A 16,563-nucleotide genomic window follows, 5' to 3' on the forward strand; every position below is an offset into this window, starting at 1 on the left:
CCGGGGGGCTGAGAGGGTGGGGGGATGAGTGAGCAGGCGCCGGTGCAGACATTTGTTGTCGGCATTGATCGGGATGCGGTGGTTCGGCGCCGGGCGATGGTCAGTCGGCTTCAGCGGCGGGGGGCTTGGGTCACGCTGGGGATCGGGGGCGTGGGGATCCTTGGGGCGTTGTACGCGCTGATCGCGTTCCAGGGTGCCGGGTTGTGGCCGTTTGCGTTGTTGTTGATGGCGAGCATGGTGCCGCTGGTGCTGAGTACGGTGCTCGCGTTGCGACTGGATGCTGAACGACAGCGCTGGTACGCCGCGAACGAGTTGCCGCCGGTGGCTCTGCGGATGTCGCCCAAGGGACTCGAGTTGGCGTGCGACGGAGCGGCGTACCCGGTGATTCTGCCGTGGCCGACGGTGCGGGGGTTCAAGCAGACGAAGGTGTTCGGGCAGTTCGTGCTGGATCTGCAGTTGGCGCCGGGTATCGGCGCCACCACGGCCGGAGTACGGGGGCTTGATCAGGCGGCGGTCCGGGCGGTGGTCAAGCCGAGTCCGCTGCTGAAGCCGACTGGCCTCTTCCTGGTGAACTCGCTGGACCAGCCGGTCCACGTGATCGAGCAAGCCCTCAAACATTTCTCAGAGGGCCGCGCTGCAATCAGCCGAGGCGGACGATAAGCCGGCGGTCAGCAGGGCAGAGAGCGGTAGCTGTAGCCCTGGGCGGTGAGTTTGGTGAGGGCCTGGTCCAATGCCGCGACTGTCTCGGAGCGGTCGCCGCCGCCGTCGTGCATCAGGATGATCGCGCCCGGCCGGGCTCCACGCAGGATCGCGCGCTCGATCTTCGCCGCGCCCGGCTTCTCCCAGTCCAACGTGTCGACGTCCCAGAGCACCTGGCGTTGGTGGTACGACGCCGCGACTGCCTGCACGTGAGCGTTGGTCTCCCGGAACGGCGGCCGGAAGCACTTCGACTCCACGCCGGTGGCGATCTCCTGGCGGAGCCGCGCATCGGACAGCTTGGTCAGGTGCGGGTGGTCCCACGTGTGGTTGCCGATCCGGTGCCCGAGGTTGCGGGTGGTCTCGACCAGTTCGGGATGCGCTGCGACCTCCCGGCCGAGCACGAAGAACGTCGCCTTCGCGTGATGCTTCGCCAGCACCCGCAGTACCTGAGGGGTGTAGACGAGTTGCGGCCCGTCGTCGAAGGTCAGGTAGAGCACCTTCCCGCTGTCGGCCGTGTGCGGTGTGCGGGTGTTGTTGCGGGTCGTCGCAGGCGTCTTGCGGCTCTTCGGGGGAGTCGTGCGCTTGCCGACCGGGACCGTCAGCGGTGCGTGCGCGGTCGGGCGGACAGATGGCGCGGCTGCCGCGACCGGGTGGTCGGTCGGCCGGGCCGCCTGAGCGAGAGCGGCACCGAAAAGGATGGCGGCAAGCAGGAACAGTTTGCCGGGCGGCAAGGTCATGCGCGGCATCCTCTCGTGCTCCCGGGTCCATCCCGGCGTCATCGCCGGGCGTGTCGCACGTAGGGTGCTGCGGAGCCACGATATTCGACGACGCGTGAGGCGGATCATGACGGACAGAGACGGCGACCGGCCGACGATGGGCAGGCGAACGGTGATCGGAGGCGCAGCCGCGACGGCGCTGGCCGCTGCGGGTTTCCAGGCGGCCCCCGCCTACGCCGGATCGCTCAGTGCCGGATCGGCCGGTGGCGGGTCGGCCAGGACGGTGCGGCTGAGCGTGCTCGGCACCACCGACCTGCACGGCAACGTCTTCAACTGGGACTACTTCAAGAACGCCGAGTACGACGATGCCGCGCACAACGACATCGGCCTGGCGAAGATCTCCACCCTCGTCACCGCCCTGCGCCACCAGCTCGCCAAGGACCGCAAGGCACCGAAGCCGCTGCTGCTGGACGCCGGCGACACCATCCAGGGCACGCCGCTGGCCTACTACTTCGCCCGGATCCAGCCGATCACCGGCGGCCACCTGCACCCGATGGCCGCCGCGATGAACGAGATCGGGTATGACGCCGCCGCGCTCGGGAACCACGAGTTCAACTACGGCCTGGACATCCTCCGCAAGTTCCAGCGACAGCTGGACTTCCCGCTGCTCGGAGCCAACGCGCAGGACTGGACCACGGGTCTGCCCGTCTTCCCGCCGTACGTGCTGAAGCGGGTCCACGTGCCGGGCGAGAAGCCGATCACCGTCGGCATCCTCGGCCTGACCAACCCGGGCATCGCGATCTGGGACAAGGCGGTCGTCGAGAACAAGCTCAAGTTCGGCGGCATCGTCGAGCTCGCCAAGCTCTGGGTCCCGCGGATCCGCAAGGCGGGTGCCGACGTCGTCGTCGTGTCCTCGCACTCCGGCATGGACCTGTCCTCCTCGTACGGCGACGCGCTCCCCTTCCCGGAGAACGCCTCGGCCCTGATGGCGGAGGAGGTCCCCGGGATCGACGCAGTCCTCGTCGGCCATGCCCACCAGGAGATCCCGCAGCGGTACGTCACCAACAAGCAGACCGGCGACCAGGTCGTCCTGATCGACCCGCTCAAGTGGGGCATGCGGCTGGCCGTGATCGACCTGGACCTGCAGAAGGTCCGCGGTCGCTGGAAGGTGGTCGCCCGGCACAGCCAGGTGCTGAACGCGAACACCGTCGCCGCGGACCCGCGCGTCACCAGGCTGCTGCAGAAGGACCACGACAAGGTGGTCGAGTACGTCAACGCCAAGGTCGGCACCTGCACCGAGGCGATGTCCGCCGCGACCGCGCCCTGGGAGGACACGGCCGCACTCGACTTCGTGAACTTCGTCCAGGCCGACGCAGTCGCCAAAGCCCTCGTCGGTACTCCGCAAGCCACGTTGCCGGTGCTCGCGATCGCGGCGCCCTTCAACCGCGCGGCGGCGATCCCGGCGGGTGATGTCTCGGTCCGCGATGTGGCCGGGCTCTACATCTTCGATAACACCCTGCTCGCGGTGACGATGACCGGCGCCCAGGTGAAGGACTACCTGGAGTTCTCCGCGCAGTACTTCAAGCAGGTCACCGGCGCGGGACCCTTCCCCTCGGACCAGGTGACGAACGCGCCGACCCCGACCGCGCCGACCGGGACGCCTGACTACAACTACGACATCCTCGGCGGCCTGACGATGCCGCTGGCGTACAAGATCGACATCGCGAAGCCGACCGGCTCCCGCATTACCGACCTCCAGTACGGCGGCGTCGCGGTGACCGCGGACCAGCAGTTCGTCGTGGCAGTGAACAACTATCGTCAGTCCGGCGGCGGCAACTTCCCGCACGTCAAGACGGCCCCCGTGGTCTACAACCGCCAGGTGGAGATCCGTCAGCTGATGATCGACTACGTCACCGCCACCGGCGAGGTCGACCCGAACGCCTTCCACACCACCGACTGGTCGCTGACCTCCAACGGTGGCCCCATCGTCGTCACAGCCTAGGTTTCGGCGGCGGTCTTGGTGAGGCGGTCGAGACTGCGGACCTCGCCCCACTGATCATCAAGGCCGCGCCACAACTCGAGTGCGGCACCGTAGTGGCGCCTCGCCTCGTCGACCCGTCCGGCCCGCAGGCACGAGTCGCCGACCTGGGTCAGCGCGTGCCCGAGCATGTGCTCGGAACCTTCTTCCCGGATCAGCTCCAGACTGTGCAGCCCGTGCTCGATCGCCTCGTCGTGCCGCCCGAGCCCGGACAGTACCGCGCCCAGGTTGTCCGCCACCGAGGCCTCGAGGAAGCGGTTCCCCTGCTCCCGGGCGAGCCGCATCGCGTCCTCCAGCAGGGGCAACGCCTCCAGGTGCCGACCCATCATCGAGTAGGCCACCGCGAGATTGGTCGCCACGGCCTGGTCCTGCGGATTCCCGATACCGGTGAAGATCGCGACCGCGGTCTCGTGGCTGGCAATGGCCTCGTCGTGCCGGCCGAGGAAGTGGTAGACCACCCCGGTGTCATTGGCCAACCTGCCCAGGCTGATCGGGTCACCGATCCGGTGGGCCGCCTCCTCGCCGAGCTCGATCACCTGGAGCCAGTCGGACCACCGGCTGGTGCCGTGGCAGAGCACGCCCAGCGCGGTGGCGAGTCTCGCGGCGAGCTCGTCGAATCCACGGTCCGCCGCCAGGCGCAGTACGTCGACAAGGGCGGTCAGTTCGCGGCCCGCCCACGCCATCGCCACGTCGTACGTCCGCCAGGTCATCGCCGGGTACTCCGGGCTGGTGACGGCGATCTCGCCGAGCCCAGGGGCGACCACTTCGCGCGCCGCGACAGTCGAGTTCACGTACCAGTCGAGCAGCCGGCCGATCGCCGACCTGGAGTCCGGTTCGTCGCGCTCGGCGCATTCGGCGGCATAGATCCGCAACAGGTCATGGAAGCGGTAGCGATCGCGGCCGACCTGTTCCAGCAGGTGCCAGCGGACCAGACTGTCCAGCTGCCGCCGGGCAGCCGGTCCGTCGAGCGCGAGCAGGGCTGCCGCGTCCAGTACGCCGATCTCGGTGGCCGGGTGCAGCCCGAGCAAGCGGAAGGCCCGGGCATCTCCCGGTTTCAGGGCCCGATAGGACCACGAGAACACTGACCGGACCACCGACGACTCATCGTCCGGCGTGGAAAGGCTGTCGAGGCGATCACTCTGCAACTCCCGCACGAGATCGCTGAGCTGGTAGTGCTCACTGCCCGCGATCCGCTCGGCTGCGATCCGCAGGGCCAGCGGCAGATGTCCGCAGTACGCGGCCAGCTCGTGTGCAGGCCCGGGGTCGGCGTCGACGACCTCAGGGCCGAGGATGCGGCGAAGGAGATCGAGGGACGACTCCGGCGGCAGCACGTCGACGCTGACGCGCGTCGCGCCGTCACGGGCCACCAACCCGGCCAGTCGATTCCGGCTCGTCACCACGGCCAGACATCCCTTGGAACCCGGCAACAACGGACGCACCTGCTCGGCGTCAGCCGCGTTGTCGAGCACCACCAGGACCCGGCGACCGGACAGCATCGAGCGATACAGCGCGGCCTTCGCGACCGCGTCCCGCTTGAGCAGCTCCGCATCCGCACCGAGTCCACGCAGCAGGTGATCGAGGGCGTCCTCGGAGGTCAGCGGCGCGGCACGAGGATCGAAACCCCGCAGATCGAGGAACAGCTGTCCGTCCGGGAAGGAGCTGGAGACCTTGCCGGCCAGGTGAACCGCGAGAGCCGTCTTGCCGACCCCTGCGGTTCCGTCGATCGCCAGGATCAGCGTGAATCCACCGAGCGCGTCACTCGTCGCTGCCTCGCACAGCTCCGTCACCCGGCGGACTTCGTCGTCCCGCCCGGTGAAGTGCGCGGGCCCGTGCGGCAGCTGCGCCGGTATCACGCCGACGACGAGTGGCGCCCTCGGTCCGGTCAGCCGTTCAGCGGCGCCCGCCCCGGTCAGTACGCGCTCCTGCATCTCCTGTAACGCCGGCCCTGGTTCGATTCCGAGATCGTCGATTAGCTGCCGTCGCACCCGCTGATAGACCTCGAGCGCCTCGGCCTGCCGACCGGTCCGGTAGAGCGCGAGCATCAGCAGTTCGTGCAACCGCTCGCGCAGAGGGTTGGCGAGGGTCAGGACGGACAGCGCTGTCACCGCGTCGCCGGCCGAGGTCGTCTCGATCAGAGCCGCGCCGCGGATCTCCTCCACATCGAGCTTGACTGCCTCCAGCCGCGCACGCTCGCCGGCTGCGAACGGTCCGACCGCCCCTTCGAGCGGCGGACCTCCCCACTCCGCCAAAGCGCGATCACACTGCGCCAGGGCCTGGGGGAAGTCGTCGACCGACCACCGGCGTTTCGCCTCGGCGGCCGCGACCTCGAAGCGGCCGACATCGACTGCTTGGGGAGGAAGGACGAGCGAGTATCCACCGGGCTTGCCGGCGAGGATCCGGTGCTCCTGACTTCGGGTCCACCCTGGCTGGAGGGCTTTGCGGAGTACCGAGATGTAGGTGTAGATGCCGCCCGCGGCCGTCTTGGGCACTGCCTCGCCCCAGAGCGCGTCCACCAGTTGGCTCAGGCTGATCGTCGAGTTGGGGCGTAGCGCGAGGACGCAGAACAACGAGCGCGGTCCGGGCGCGCCCAGGTCGAACTCGGTGTCGCCGTCGAGCGCCCTGATCCGGCCGAGCAGGTCGACGGTGATCCCCGGTTCGCCGGTTCCACCCATCCTTGGCCGCTCCGATCCACCACTCGGGCAGGGCCTACCGCCCCAGGTCGCGCGGTTTCATGATGACCGGTCAGCCGGTCGATGCCAAGGCCGGGTCGCGGCTCGATCGGGCTGCCAGTTGGGCGATATGGCGCAGCCAGTACTGCGCGCGCTGATGATCGAAGGTGCCTGTTTTTCCCTTCACAGCCAGAACAATCGGCAGGCAACCAGGCCCGACGGGCACTGGTAGCGCCAGGCAACTGATCCCGCCCGCGTCGACGACGGCGAGTTGGTTGCGTCTGATCCGGGCCAGGTCGCAGTGGACAGCCGCAGCCTCGGCCGGGGCGAGCTTCCACGTCTCGGCCAGCTCGCAGGCGATCCTCGGATGCTGCGCCAACAGCATCCGGCCGGAAGCAGTTCGATGGGCACTCGCACGCCCCGAGTCATCGCTGGGCGTCGGCGCGTTGTCGTGGCAATAGACCCGATGCACGAACACGACCTCCGCCCCGTCCAGTACTGCGAGGCTCGCGGTCAGGCGGGTCCGAACCATCAGGTCCCCGAGGAACGGCGCCAGCCCGCGGAGCAGGTCGCGCCGTCCATCGGCCGGGGAGACGGAGTCGCCCGAGCGCTCGGCGGCGGCGTACCCGACGCCGAACCGGACCACCAGACCGGACGCGATCAATGCGTGCAGGAGTCGATGGGTGGTGGACTTCGGCAGCCCGGTGGACCGGCTCAGGTCGGACAAGCGCATCGCCGGACCGGCAGCACGCAGCGAGTCGTAGAGGACCAGTGCGTTTTCGATCATGAGACCAGGGTTCCGTGGCCGTCTCGAGAAGTTCTCGATGCCGTCTCGAGGGACGGAAATGCCTGTGAGTGGCCAGGTGGGGCACTGGCCACTCACAGGGGGCGGAGCTCGAGGGGTGCGGCTGGGGCTTACGGGCAGGCGCGGCTGCAGACCGCTTGCGAACCACTGTCGGCGGTGCTGAAGGTGTGCGTCGCGAACGCGCCGAGGGCCAGGAAGCCGACTGCGAGCACGGAGGCGGTGAAACGGTTCCTGCGGAGTGCGAACATCGTTGATCTCCTTCAACTGTTGGGGCGGTGGCCGGTCGGGACAACCGGCCTGAGCTGAAGTAGAGCAACGATGCGATCCCGGTGGGCGGAGGTGTTCCGGGGCCCGGAACACTTTTCTTCCGGGCTCTTGACCAGTGATTGGCTAAGTGATTTAGTCAGTTTGTGACTTACTCAACCGTTGATGCTGCGCCGAGCCTGTCGGATCGGCTGACCGAGGCGATCCTGGGGATCATCCGCGAGCGTGAGTTGGGGCCGGGGGACGCGATCCCGTCCGCGCGGGAGCTGGCGAAGCGGTTCGAGATCACCACGCCGACCATTCGGGAGGCGTTGCGGAAGCTGGAGGCGACCGGCGCGGTCGAATTCCGGCACGGGTCCGGGACCTACGTCGGACCGACGATCAACAACGTCGTCCTGGCGAACCCGCACCGCCCGCCGATCACCAAGGACTCGGTCCTGCAACTGATCGGCGCCCGCCTCCTGATCGAGCCCGCCGTGGCCGCTCAAGCCGCCCATACCGCCGGCTCTGCCGAGGCTGGCGGCGCTGTGCCGTCGCTGGATCGGCTCGAGGCGGCTGTCACCAACGCGTTGACGCCGCCTGGTGGGCCTGCGTTTGCGCTCAACTTCCATGTCGAGCTCGCTGCCGCGAGTGGCAACCCGGTAGTGGAGGAACTGCTGGCGTCACTGCTCAAGGTGCGGGTGCGCGAGCAGCAACAGATCCGTCAGCTCTACGACAACCGCAACCGCGACTACGAAGAGCACCGCGCGATCTTCGAGGCAGTACAGGCAGGCGACGCGACCGCCGCCGAAACCCTGACCCGCCAACACCTCGACCACATCCGCGTGACAGTCGAAGCCGCGACATTTCCGGTGGACTCATGATGAAGCGCCTGGGAGAGATGACGACGGATGAAGCCGCGGAGGCGGTGCGGAGTTCGCCGCTGGTGATCATTCCAGTGGGGGCGTTGGAGCAGCATGGTGGCGGGATGGCGATGTCCACCGACACCGTGCGGGCTGTTGGAGTGGCCGAGTTGGTGACTGCACGCCTTGCGGGGCAAGCGGTGTTGGCTCCGGCTGTTCCGTACGGCGTTTCGCCGCATCACATGGCTTTTGCCGGCACCATGACGTTGTCACCGGCAACTTTTCAGCAGGTACTGAGGGACCTGGTCGACAGCCTGTACCAGCACGGCTGGCGGCAGTTCCTCGTCATCACCGGCCACGGCGGGAACAACGCCGCCCTGTCGGTGCTGGCTCAGGAGTACCTTCGCAGCGATCTCCTGTTCGCCTGGACCCCGATCACCGCGGTTGTCTCGGACCTGATCACCGACGTGAGTCAGGTCCACGGCCACGCCGGTGAGGCGGAGACTGCCCAGATGTTGTACCTGGCCCCCGAGCTCGTCCAGGCCGAACGCCTCGAGCCCGGTGCCACCACTCTCGACGAGCTGACCACACCGGCCCGGCTGTCCCGACAGGCGCAGGGCCCGCGCCTGTCCGTTGGGTTCGACGAGTACCACAAGCGTGGCGTCCTGGGAGACCCCCGACGCGCCACTGCCGAGCAAGGCCGTCTCCTGGTCGAGACGGCCGCCGACCGCATAGCCGCCTTCGCCGCCGAGCTCCTCACGGCCTGACCAGCAGCCCACTGTCCTTCCCGTTTCCCCTTCACTGGAACGCGCCCGATGCCGTTCCAGCCGCGCGCCTGCCCGCCTGCAGGCCGCCTTGCCCGAGGAGGCATCCCTGATGAACCTCACCCGCCTGAGAAGAACCATCTTGACCGGAGTGGTCACGGCCGGCCTGGTGACCGCCGTGGCCGGTGCCCCGTTGCTCCCGGCAACTGCGGCTGACAGCTCCCGCAGTACTGGTTGCCGCACACAACCGAACCAACAGCCCGGTACCGGCGCCGACTACCAGCTGGTCAGCGGTGGGATCACCCGGACCTATCGCCTGCATCTCCCCGCTTCGTACGACGCGCGCACGTCGTACCAGTTGATCGTCGTCTATCACGGGCGCGGCAAGACCGGTGAGTTCACCGAGGCGTTCTCCGACCTGTCCAAGCTGAACGCGATCGTTGCCTACCCCAACGGAGTGCTCGGGGACGAGGACAAGCAGGCCTGGCAGGGCGCGCCGTACGCGGCGAAGGGGGTCGACGACGTCAAGTTCACCGCGGACCTGCTCGACACGATCGAGGCCGGCTTCTGCGTGGACACCAGCGCCGTCTACGCGACCGGCAAGTCCAACGGCGCCGGATTCACCGGCATCCTGGCCTGTGTGATGGCCGACCGGTTCGCCGCGATCGCCCCGGTCAGCGGCGCGTTCTACCAACAGGGCAAGCGATGTGCGCCCAGCCGCCCGGTGCCCGTCCTCGCGATCCACGGCACCGGCGACACCACCATCCCGTACGACGGTGACGGCGCCCGGGCTCTCCCGAGTGTGCAGACATGGGTCCGTGACTGGGCAGTTCGTGACCACTGCACACCTGAGCCGCGGGTGACTCAGCAAGGCGACGACGTGCTGACGATGACCTACAAGGGATGCCGAGCGGACGTAGTACACGTGGCTGTCACTGATGGTGGTCACAGCTGGCCCGGGTCCGACTCGTCGTCCGGACCTGGTTACGTCACCCAGACCTTCGAGGCGCACGAGCTGATCGGGGCGTTCTTCCGCGCCCACAAGCTGAGGAACTGACATGACTACGACTGCGAACGAGACGAAGGACATACCCCGCCTGGTCCGGGGGATGGCAGTGATCGAGCGGGCGGGCAACGCGCTGCCGCACCCGTTCTGGCTGTTCTGGATCCTGTCCGCGATCCTCGGGGTAGTGAGCGCGATCCTGGCCGCGCTGGACGTGTCCGTGGTGTCGCCGAAGGACGGCAAGACCGTCGCTGTCCAGAACCTGCTGTCCGGCGACGGCCTGCAGATGGCGGTGTCCACCGCGATCTCGAACTTCGCGGAGTTCCCGCCGATGGCCACCATCGTGGTGGTGATCATGGGCGTCGCGCTGGCCGAGCGGACCGGGTTCCTGCAGGCGCTGATGCGGGTGAGCGTGTCCCGGGTGCCGACCTCGATGGTGGTGTTCGCGGTCGCCTTCGCGGGCACGATGGCTCACGTCGCGTCGGCCGCGGCGTACATCATCCTGGTGCCGTTGGGCGGGCTCGCGTTCCGGGCGGTCGGCCGGTCGCCGATCCTTGGCATCGTGGTGGCGTACACCTCGATTGCCTCCGGGTACGACGCCAGCCCGATCCCGACGCCGAACGACGCGATCTTCGCCGGCATCACCACGGCCGCGGCCCGGACGATCGACCCGGACGCCTATGTGTCACCGCTGTCGAACTGGTTCTTCAACATCGCCTCGTCGGTACTGCTCGCACTGGTGATCACCTTGGTCACCCGGCTGGTCCTGAGCAAGCGGACGGATCTGGAGCCGGACGCCGACGCGGATCTGGACGATCTGGAAGCACTGCAGTTGTCCGTGCGCGAGCGGATCGGCCTCCGGCGCGCGACCATCGTCTTCGGCCTGGCCGCGGTCGCGATCATCGCGGTACTGGTGCCGCACAACTCACCGTTGCGCGGGGAGAACGGCAGTATCGTCGAATCGCCGTTCCTGGACGGGATCGCGATGGTCGTGGCGGTGCTGTTCGGCCTGGTCGGGATCACCTACGGCGTCACCGTCGGCAAGATCCAGAAGGCCGGTGACGTGCCGGCGTTGATGGCCGAAGGCATCAAACAGATGGCCCCGGTACTGGTGCTGTTCTTCGCGATCGCGCAGTTCCTGGCGTACTTCAGCTGGAGCCGGATCGGCGACCTGCTGTCCGCCGAGTCGGCTCGGGTCCTCGGCGATCTCGGGGCGCCGACGGTGCTGATCTTCCTCGGCATCCTGGCGCTGCTGACGCTGATCAACATCCTGGTCACCAGCGGTTCGGCGATGTGGGCGCTGACCGCGCCGATCCTGGTGCCGATGATGCTGCTGCTGAACGTGCCGGCCGAGACCACCCAGGCGCTGTTCCGGATCGCCGACTCGGGGTCGACCGCGATCACACCGATGAGCCCGTACTTCGTGATGGCGCTGGGATTCCTGCAGCGGTATCGCAAGGACGCCGGGGTCGGCACACTCGCGTCGTACACCGTCCCGCTGGCTGTCGCGATGACCGTCGCCTGGACGCTGCTCTTCCTTGCCTGGTGGGCGTTGGGGATCCCACTCGGTCCGGGAGCGCCGGTCAGGTAAGGGTGACGCCCGCGGTTCGCATCTCCACCAAGGCGTTCTCGGTGCTGGCCGGAGCCACCCCTGCGGTGAGTCCGGTCAGGACCGTAGTACCGAATCCTTCGCGGCTTGCATCGAGAGCCGTGGCGCGGACGCAGTAGTCCGTGGCCAGGCCGCAGACGTCGACCTGGGTGACGCCCTTCTCGCGGAGCCAGTCCGCCAGGCCGTGGCCGTCGAGGGACTTGCCCTCGAACCCGGAGTACGCCGCGGCGTACTCGCCCTTGTCGAAGATGGCGTCGAACGGCTGCGGGTCGAGGTTCGGGTGGAAGCCGACGCCGTCGGTACCGGCCACGCAGTGCCGCGGCCAGGAATCGACGAAGTCAGGGGTCTCGGAGAAGTGGCTGCCCGGATCGATGTGGTGGTCACGGGTGGCGACGACATGGCTGTACTGCTTCTCGTCGGGCTCGGCCTGGTGCCATTTGTGCAGCAGTTCGCCGATCCGGAAAGCAACGTCCGCACCGCCGCTGACGGCCAGGCTGCCGCCCTCGCAGAAGTCGTTCTGCACGTCGACCACGATCAATGCCCTGGTCATCGCACCGCTCCTCTCTCGTGGACCCACGGTACAAGGAGCGGTCGCGCGCAGCCCGCATCTGAGGGCTGCGCGCGGCACAGCGGCTCAGTCGGTGGTCAGGATGCCGCCGTTGACCCTGATGATCTCGCCCTGGGTGGCGGTGGTCCGGGCCGAGCAGAGGAAGACGATCGCCGCCGCCACATCCGCTGCGTCGGGGAACCGCCTCGCGGTGAACTTCTGGGCGATCTGCTCGATCAGGTCCACAACTCGCAGATATTGTTAGCCGACTAACGGAAAACTTAGCCGACTAACAATGACTGCACACGCGGCCTTCACCCCTTGGTGGCGCCGGCCAGCATCCCGGACACCAGGGCCCGCTGGGAGAACAGGAAGACCACGAGCACCGGCAGGATCGCGATGATGATGGACAGGGCGAGTTCGGGGCTGGTGATGTTCAGTCCGGCCCCGGCGACCGGGTTGAACGACGGTGTCGAGGACAGCAATTGGTTCAGCCCGACCTGGATCGGGAACTGCTTGGTGCTCGGCAGTACCAGGTAGGGGAGGAAGAAGTTGTTCCAGTTCCCGACGAAGCTGAAGAAGGCCACCAGGGCGATCACGGGCTTGGCCAGCGGCAGGGCGATGGAGACGAACGTGCGCCATTCCCCGGCGCCGTCGATCCGGGCGGCCTCCAGCATCTCGGTCGGCAGGCTGGTCGCGTAGTAGATGTAGACCAGATAGACCCCGAACGGGAAGAACGAGAACGGCAGGATGATCGACCAGGCCGTCCCGATCAGGCCGAAGCGGTTGAGTTCCAGGAAGAGCGGCAGCACCAGCGCGGCCGACGGCATGATCATCACCAGCAGGGTGACCGTCAGCAACAGCCGACGACCCCGGAACTTCGTCAGCGCCAACGCATACCCGGCGGGCACGCTGGTGGCGAGGGTGAGGACGAGGGAGCCGACCGAGTAGATGGCCGAGTTCTTCAACCAGACGAACAGGATGCCGTCCTGGAACGAGGTCAGGTTGTGCCACGCCCGGCCGACATTGTGCAGGGATCCGAAGGTCAGCGGTCCCTGGTTGACGAGGTCAGCGGCGGTCTTCGTCGGTGCCAGCAGCAGCCAGATCACCGGCAGGACGAAGAACACCAGCAAGCCCACCAGCAGTACTGCGGTGACGGCCAAGGAGATCCAGCGGGAGGCCCGTGGGGCCGGTCGGGTGTTGTCGACAGTGGTCATTCGGAATCCACCTTGAACAGTCCGGATCGGCGGACCAGCAGTCCGGCGCAGATCAGGCCGAGCACGAGCAGGATCAGGGACACCGCCGCGGCGCCGTTGAAGTCGCCGTACCGGAAGGCCAGGACGTAGGCCAACTGGTTCGGGGACCAGGCAGGATCCAGCCGGCCCAGGCTCGCGGTCTGCAGCATCTGCGGTTCGATGAACAACTGGGTGCCGCCCGCGAAGGCCAGGATCGCCATGTAGGCGATCCATTTGCCGATCATCGGGATCTGGATGTACCGGGCCGTCTTCCAGGCGCCGGCGCCGTCGATCCGGGCCGCCTCGAGAACGTCGTCGGGAATGTTGTTGAGAGCGCCGTACATCACCACGATCCACCCGCCGGCGCCGGTCCAGAACGCGATCAGAACGAAGATGACCGGCAGGTTCGCGGGGCCCAGTACCTGGGCGAAGCTCTCGAAACCGAACAACCGCAAGAGACCTGCCGCGGGGCTGACCGACGGATCGAGCATGAAGAGCCACACCAGGACGCTCGCCACGCCCGCAAGCGCTCCGGGGATGTAGTAGAGGAAGCGCAGCGCCGCCGACAGTCCGGGACGCAGGCGGCCGCGCAGGATGATAGCGACGGTGACCGTGAGAACCATCAGGATGGCCAGCCAGAGCACCAGGTAGACGCCGACGTGCAGGAACGCTGGCGCGAACCGGTAGTCCTGCACGACCTTGACGAACTGGTTGAGGCCGGTGAACTGGCCCTTCTCGTTGGTGAAGGCCAGGTAGAAGGCGTACAGCGTCGGCACGATGCCGAACGCGACCAGCAAGATGGCATAGCCGGCGACGAAGAAGTAGCCCGCGGAGCCCGCCCGCCGCCGCGAACGGCGGCGGGCGACGCCTGCCACGGGTGCGCTGAAAGACCCGCGCAGCCCGACCTCGGTCATTTCGTCGTGACCGTGTATCCGGCCGCTTTGGCTTCGTTCTCGATCGCGGTCTGCCAGGCGGGCAGGGTCGCGGTCAGAGTCTTACCGGCGGTCAAGGCGGGCAGGACGACGCTGGACCAGGCGGTCGCGTCACTGAACCGGGTGTTGGACCAGCCGGGCCAGACGGCGTTCGCGGCCGCCTGGAACGCGGAGCTGACGTCGTTGGCGAAGTACTTGCTGTTCACCGGGTTCGCCAGCCATGCCGTCGCGGCCGGGGTGTAGGCGGGGTAGGTCGGTGCGCTCGCCTGGTTCTCGTTGGAGGTGGTGAGCCAGCTGACCAGGTCGGTGGCGCTCTTCAGGTTCTTGCTGTGCGACGACACCATCCAGATACCGCCGCCGACGTTGCCGGTGGCAACGGTCGGGTCGCCGTCCCAGGTGAGCGGGGCGGCGGCCGCGATCTGACCCGCAGGGGTCTTGAAGGCGGAGTTGAACAGGTACTGCCCGTACCAGGACGGGCCGACGGCCATCAGGACCTTCGAGCCGTGCTGCTGGGCGAAGCTCTGGCCGAAGAAGGCGTCTTTGCTGACCGAACCGTTCGCGACCATCGAGTCGAGCAGGGTCGCCATCCGGGTGCAGTGGGGGTCCTGCAGGTCGGTCCGCAGCGTGTCGGGGCTGGTCAGGTTGAAGGCCGGGCACTGGCTGGACCAGAAGTAGGACTCCTGGGAGTTGGTGTCCCCGACAGCGCCGAGCAGATAGCCCGGGTGCTCCTTGGCGACCTTCGCCCCGAGGGCCTGGTACTGCTCCCAGGTGGTGGGGACGGTGTAGCCGAAGCTGTCCATCAGCTTCTTGTTGTACCAGGTGACGACCTGCGCGATGTCATTGCGAAGGCAGTAGGTGCCGCCGCCGAACTCACACGGTGTGAGGGATCCCTTGGCGAAGTTGTCGAGGGTCGACTGGGGGACCAGGCCCTGGTTCAGCGGTGCGGCGAAGGCCTGAGCCGACGGACCGGTCGGTGCCGACGCCCAGGTGACGTCGGTCGGAGCGGCGAAGACCACGTCGGGCCAGCCGGAGCCGGTCCGGTCGAAGAGCTGGATCTTCGTCTGCAGGTAGGTGGATCCGTCCGCGCTGCCGTCGTAGGTGACGATGTCCAGCTTCGCGTCGGGGTGCGACTTCTGGTACGCCTGCACGGCCGGCAGCCGGGTCGAGTCGGCCCAGACCGTGATCTTGGCGGATTCGTCCTGGGGCGCGGGAGTGAAGGACGCGGACGAGGCGGCCGGAGCGGTCGAGGTGTCGGCGGGCGCGCAGGCGGCGAGGGTGGTCAGGGTGACGACGATCGTGGCGCACAGGGCCGCGACGGTACTGCGAGGTGGTGACGACAGCTTCATTGCCTTGTCCTTCTGAGCGGAGTGGCTTGCGGTCAGGCGGCGAACTGCCGCACTGCCTTGGGGTAGTCGAGGTGCGGAGGGAGGGCGATTCCGGGGGTGAGCGGTGCATGGACGAGGCCGTTCGCGTCGACGCAGGACTCCCGGCTGACGACGGTCGAGGTGACCAGGGACTCGTAGTACGTGGTGTTGGAGATCGCCATGCAGAGGTGCCGGTTGGGGATGTCGGAGCCGTGCACCTCGGCTCTGAGGCGGTAGGCGTCGGCGAGGTGGGCGGTTCTCATCGCGCCGGTGATGCCGCCGCGAAGCGTCGTACCGGCGCGGACGCCGAAGGTCGCGGCACCCGCGCCGATGAAGTCGGCCGAGTTCATGTGGGCGCCGTCGGAGGTCTCGGCCACCAGCAGCGGAATCCCGACCGTGCGGGCGAGGTGGCCGTACGCGGTGATGCTGAACTCGCGCATCGGTTCCTCGTACCAGAGGTAGTCGAGGTCGCTGAGCGCCTTGCCGAGGTAGATCGCGTCCGGCAGGTCGAAGCCGGCCGAACCGTCGTACATCAAGGGGATCGCGCTGCCGACGTGGTCGCGCAGGGCGGCGCACAGTTCGGCGTCGCGGCGTGCGTCGCCCCACGCGTGCAGCTTGATCGCGGCATACCCGAGCTCGAGGCACTGGGTGGCCACGTCCAGGAACTCTTCCGTGCTGCTGAAGGTCGAGGTCGACGCGTACGCGGGGATCGAGCGGCGGTGTCCGCCGAGCAGTTGCCAGACAGGCTGGCCGGCGGCGCGCCCGGCCAGGTCCCACAGGGCGACGTCGATCAGGCCGAGCGCCGGAAGGGGCAGCTCCTGGATCCGGTCGAGTTCCCAGACGCGGTGCCACAGCCACTCCCGCTGGTAGGGATCCTGGCCGATCAGCTCGTCACGGAACACCCGGTCGACGAGGTCTTCGAGTTGAGCCGCGGCACCGGGCCTGGCGAACAGGGCCACTCCCTCCGCGCCCTCGTCGGTGCCGATCCGCAGGACGGCGCCGGCTGTCTCGGGGGCACTGCCGCCCAGCCCGGCGCGCCAGTTGAACCGCGGGGTGGCCGCCGGGATCTGGACCCG

At 67.9% G+C, this 16,563-nt stretch carries 16 protein-coding genes; 6 read left to right on the forward strand and 10 right to left on the reverse strand.

Annotation, left to right across the window (positions count from 1 at the left end; genetic code table 11):
- Positions 1-24 precede the first annotated feature (24 nt).
- Positions 25-660, forward strand: coding sequence for a hypothetical protein (locus VFG33_RS36275; protein WP_325057557.1), 636 nt, complete (start codon positions 25-27; stop codon positions 658-660).
- Positions 661-668: 8 nt separating this feature from the next.
- On the opposite strand, the gene VFG33_RS36280 is transcribed toward VFG33_RS36275, so the two are convergent.
- A complete protein-coding gene (locus tag VFG33_RS36280) occupies positions 669-1,436 on the reverse strand; it encodes a polysaccharide deacetylase family protein (RefSeq protein WP_325057558.1) in 768 nt (255 codons plus the stop codon).
- 106 nt (positions 1,437-1,542) lie between these two features.
- Between VFG33_RS36280 and VFG33_RS36285 the strand changes: the two genes are divergently transcribed.
- Entirely contained in the window at positions 1,543-3,417 is a 1,875-nt protein-coding gene (locus tag VFG33_RS36285; protein WP_325057559.1) for a bifunctional metallophosphatase/5'-nucleotidase, read from the forward strand.
- On the opposite strand, the gene VFG33_RS36290 is transcribed toward VFG33_RS36285, so the two are convergent.
- The 3 genes from VFG33_RS36290 to VFG33_RS36300 all read right to left on the reverse strand — a co-directional run bounded on the left by VFG33_RS36290 (position 3,414) and on the right by VFG33_RS36300 (position 7,175).
- Positions 3,414-6,125 (reverse strand): AfsR/SARP family transcriptional regulator, encoded by a 2,712-nt coding sequence (locus tag VFG33_RS36290; protein WP_325057560.1) that lies wholly within the window; start codon positions 6,123-6,125, stop codon positions 3,414-3,416. The genes VFG33_RS36285 and VFG33_RS36290 overlap by 4 nt on opposite strands.
- Positions 6,126-6,195: 70 nt before the next feature.
- Positions 6,196-6,909: an IclR family transcriptional regulator gene (locus tag VFG33_RS36295; protein WP_325057561.1), complete on the reverse strand. Its 714-nt coding sequence runs from the start codon at positions 6,907-6,909 to the stop codon at positions 6,196-6,198.
- 128 nt (positions 6,910-7,037) lie between these two features.
- Entirely contained in the window at positions 7,038-7,175 is a 138-nt protein-coding gene (locus VFG33_RS36300) for a hypothetical protein (RefSeq protein WP_325057562.1), read from the reverse strand.
- A gap of 162 nt (positions 7,176-7,337) precedes the next feature.
- Here VFG33_RS36300 and VFG33_RS36305 point away from each other — a divergent pair, with 162 nt between their 5' ends.
- From VFG33_RS36305 to VFG33_RS36320, 4 genes are all read left to right on the forward strand, one after another.
- Positions 7,338-8,054 carry a FadR/GntR family transcriptional regulator gene (locus VFG33_RS36305; RefSeq protein WP_325057563.1) on the forward strand — a complete coding sequence of 239 codons (717 nt, stop codon included), beginning with the start codon at positions 7,338-7,340 and terminating at the stop codon, positions 8,052-8,054.
- Positions 8,055-8,071: 17 nt separating this feature from the next.
- Positions 8,072-8,800, forward strand: a complete 729-nt coding sequence (locus VFG33_RS36310) for a creatininase family protein (RefSeq protein WP_325057564.1) — start codon at positions 8,072-8,074, stop codon at positions 8,798-8,800.
- Positions 8,801-8,909: 109 nt separating this feature from the next.
- Entirely contained in the window at positions 8,910-9,854 is a 945-nt protein-coding gene (locus VFG33_RS36315; protein ID WP_325057565.1) for a CE1 family esterase, read from the forward strand.
- A gap of 1 nt (position 9,855) precedes the next feature.
- Complete coding sequence (locus VFG33_RS36320) at positions 9,856-11,391, forward strand: AbgT family transporter (RefSeq protein WP_325057566.1); 1,536 nt, start codon at positions 9,856-9,858, stop codon at positions 11,389-11,391.
- On the opposite strand, the gene VFG33_RS36325 is transcribed toward VFG33_RS36320, so the two are convergent.
- The 6 genes from VFG33_RS36325 to VFG33_RS36350 all read right to left on the reverse strand — a co-directional run.
- A complete protein-coding gene (locus tag VFG33_RS36325) occupies positions 11,384-11,959 on the reverse strand; it encodes a nicotinamidase (protein WP_325057567.1) in 576 nt (191 codons plus the stop codon). The genes VFG33_RS36320 and VFG33_RS36325 overlap by 8 nt on opposite strands.
- An 84-nt stretch (positions 11,960-12,043) precedes the next feature.
- Entirely contained in the window at positions 12,044-12,202 is a 159-nt protein-coding gene (locus VFG33_RS36330; RefSeq protein ID WP_325057568.1) for an SDR family oxidoreductase, read from the reverse strand.
- A 68-nt stretch (positions 12,203-12,270) separates the two neighbouring features.
- Entirely contained in the window at positions 12,271-13,173 is a 903-nt protein-coding gene (locus VFG33_RS36335) for a carbohydrate ABC transporter permease (RefSeq protein ID WP_325057569.1), read from the reverse strand.
- Positions 13,170-14,105 carry a carbohydrate ABC transporter permease gene (locus VFG33_RS36340; protein ID WP_325057570.1) on the reverse strand — a complete coding sequence of 312 codons (936 nt, stop codon included), beginning with the start codon at positions 14,103-14,105 and terminating at the stop codon, positions 13,170-13,172. The genes VFG33_RS36335 and VFG33_RS36340 overlap by 4 nt, the downstream gene beginning before the upstream one ends.
- Positions 14,102-15,469 (reverse strand): ABC transporter substrate-binding protein, encoded by a 1,368-nt coding sequence (locus VFG33_RS36345; RefSeq protein WP_325057571.1) that lies wholly within the window; start codon positions 15,467-15,469, stop codon positions 14,102-14,104. Before VFG33_RS36345 ends, VFG33_RS36340 begins: the two co-directional genes overlap by 4 nt.
- Positions 15,470-15,501: 32 nt before the next feature.
- The coding region (locus VFG33_RS36350; protein ID WP_325057572.1) for an enolase C-terminal domain-like protein at positions 15,502-16,563 on the reverse strand (1,062 nt) is incomplete at its 5' end.

This window comes from Kribbella sp. (genome assembly GCF_035687465.1).
In the GTDB taxonomy this organism is placed as follows: domain Bacteria; phylum Actinomycetota; class Actinomycetes; order Propionibacteriales; family Kribbellaceae; genus Kribbella.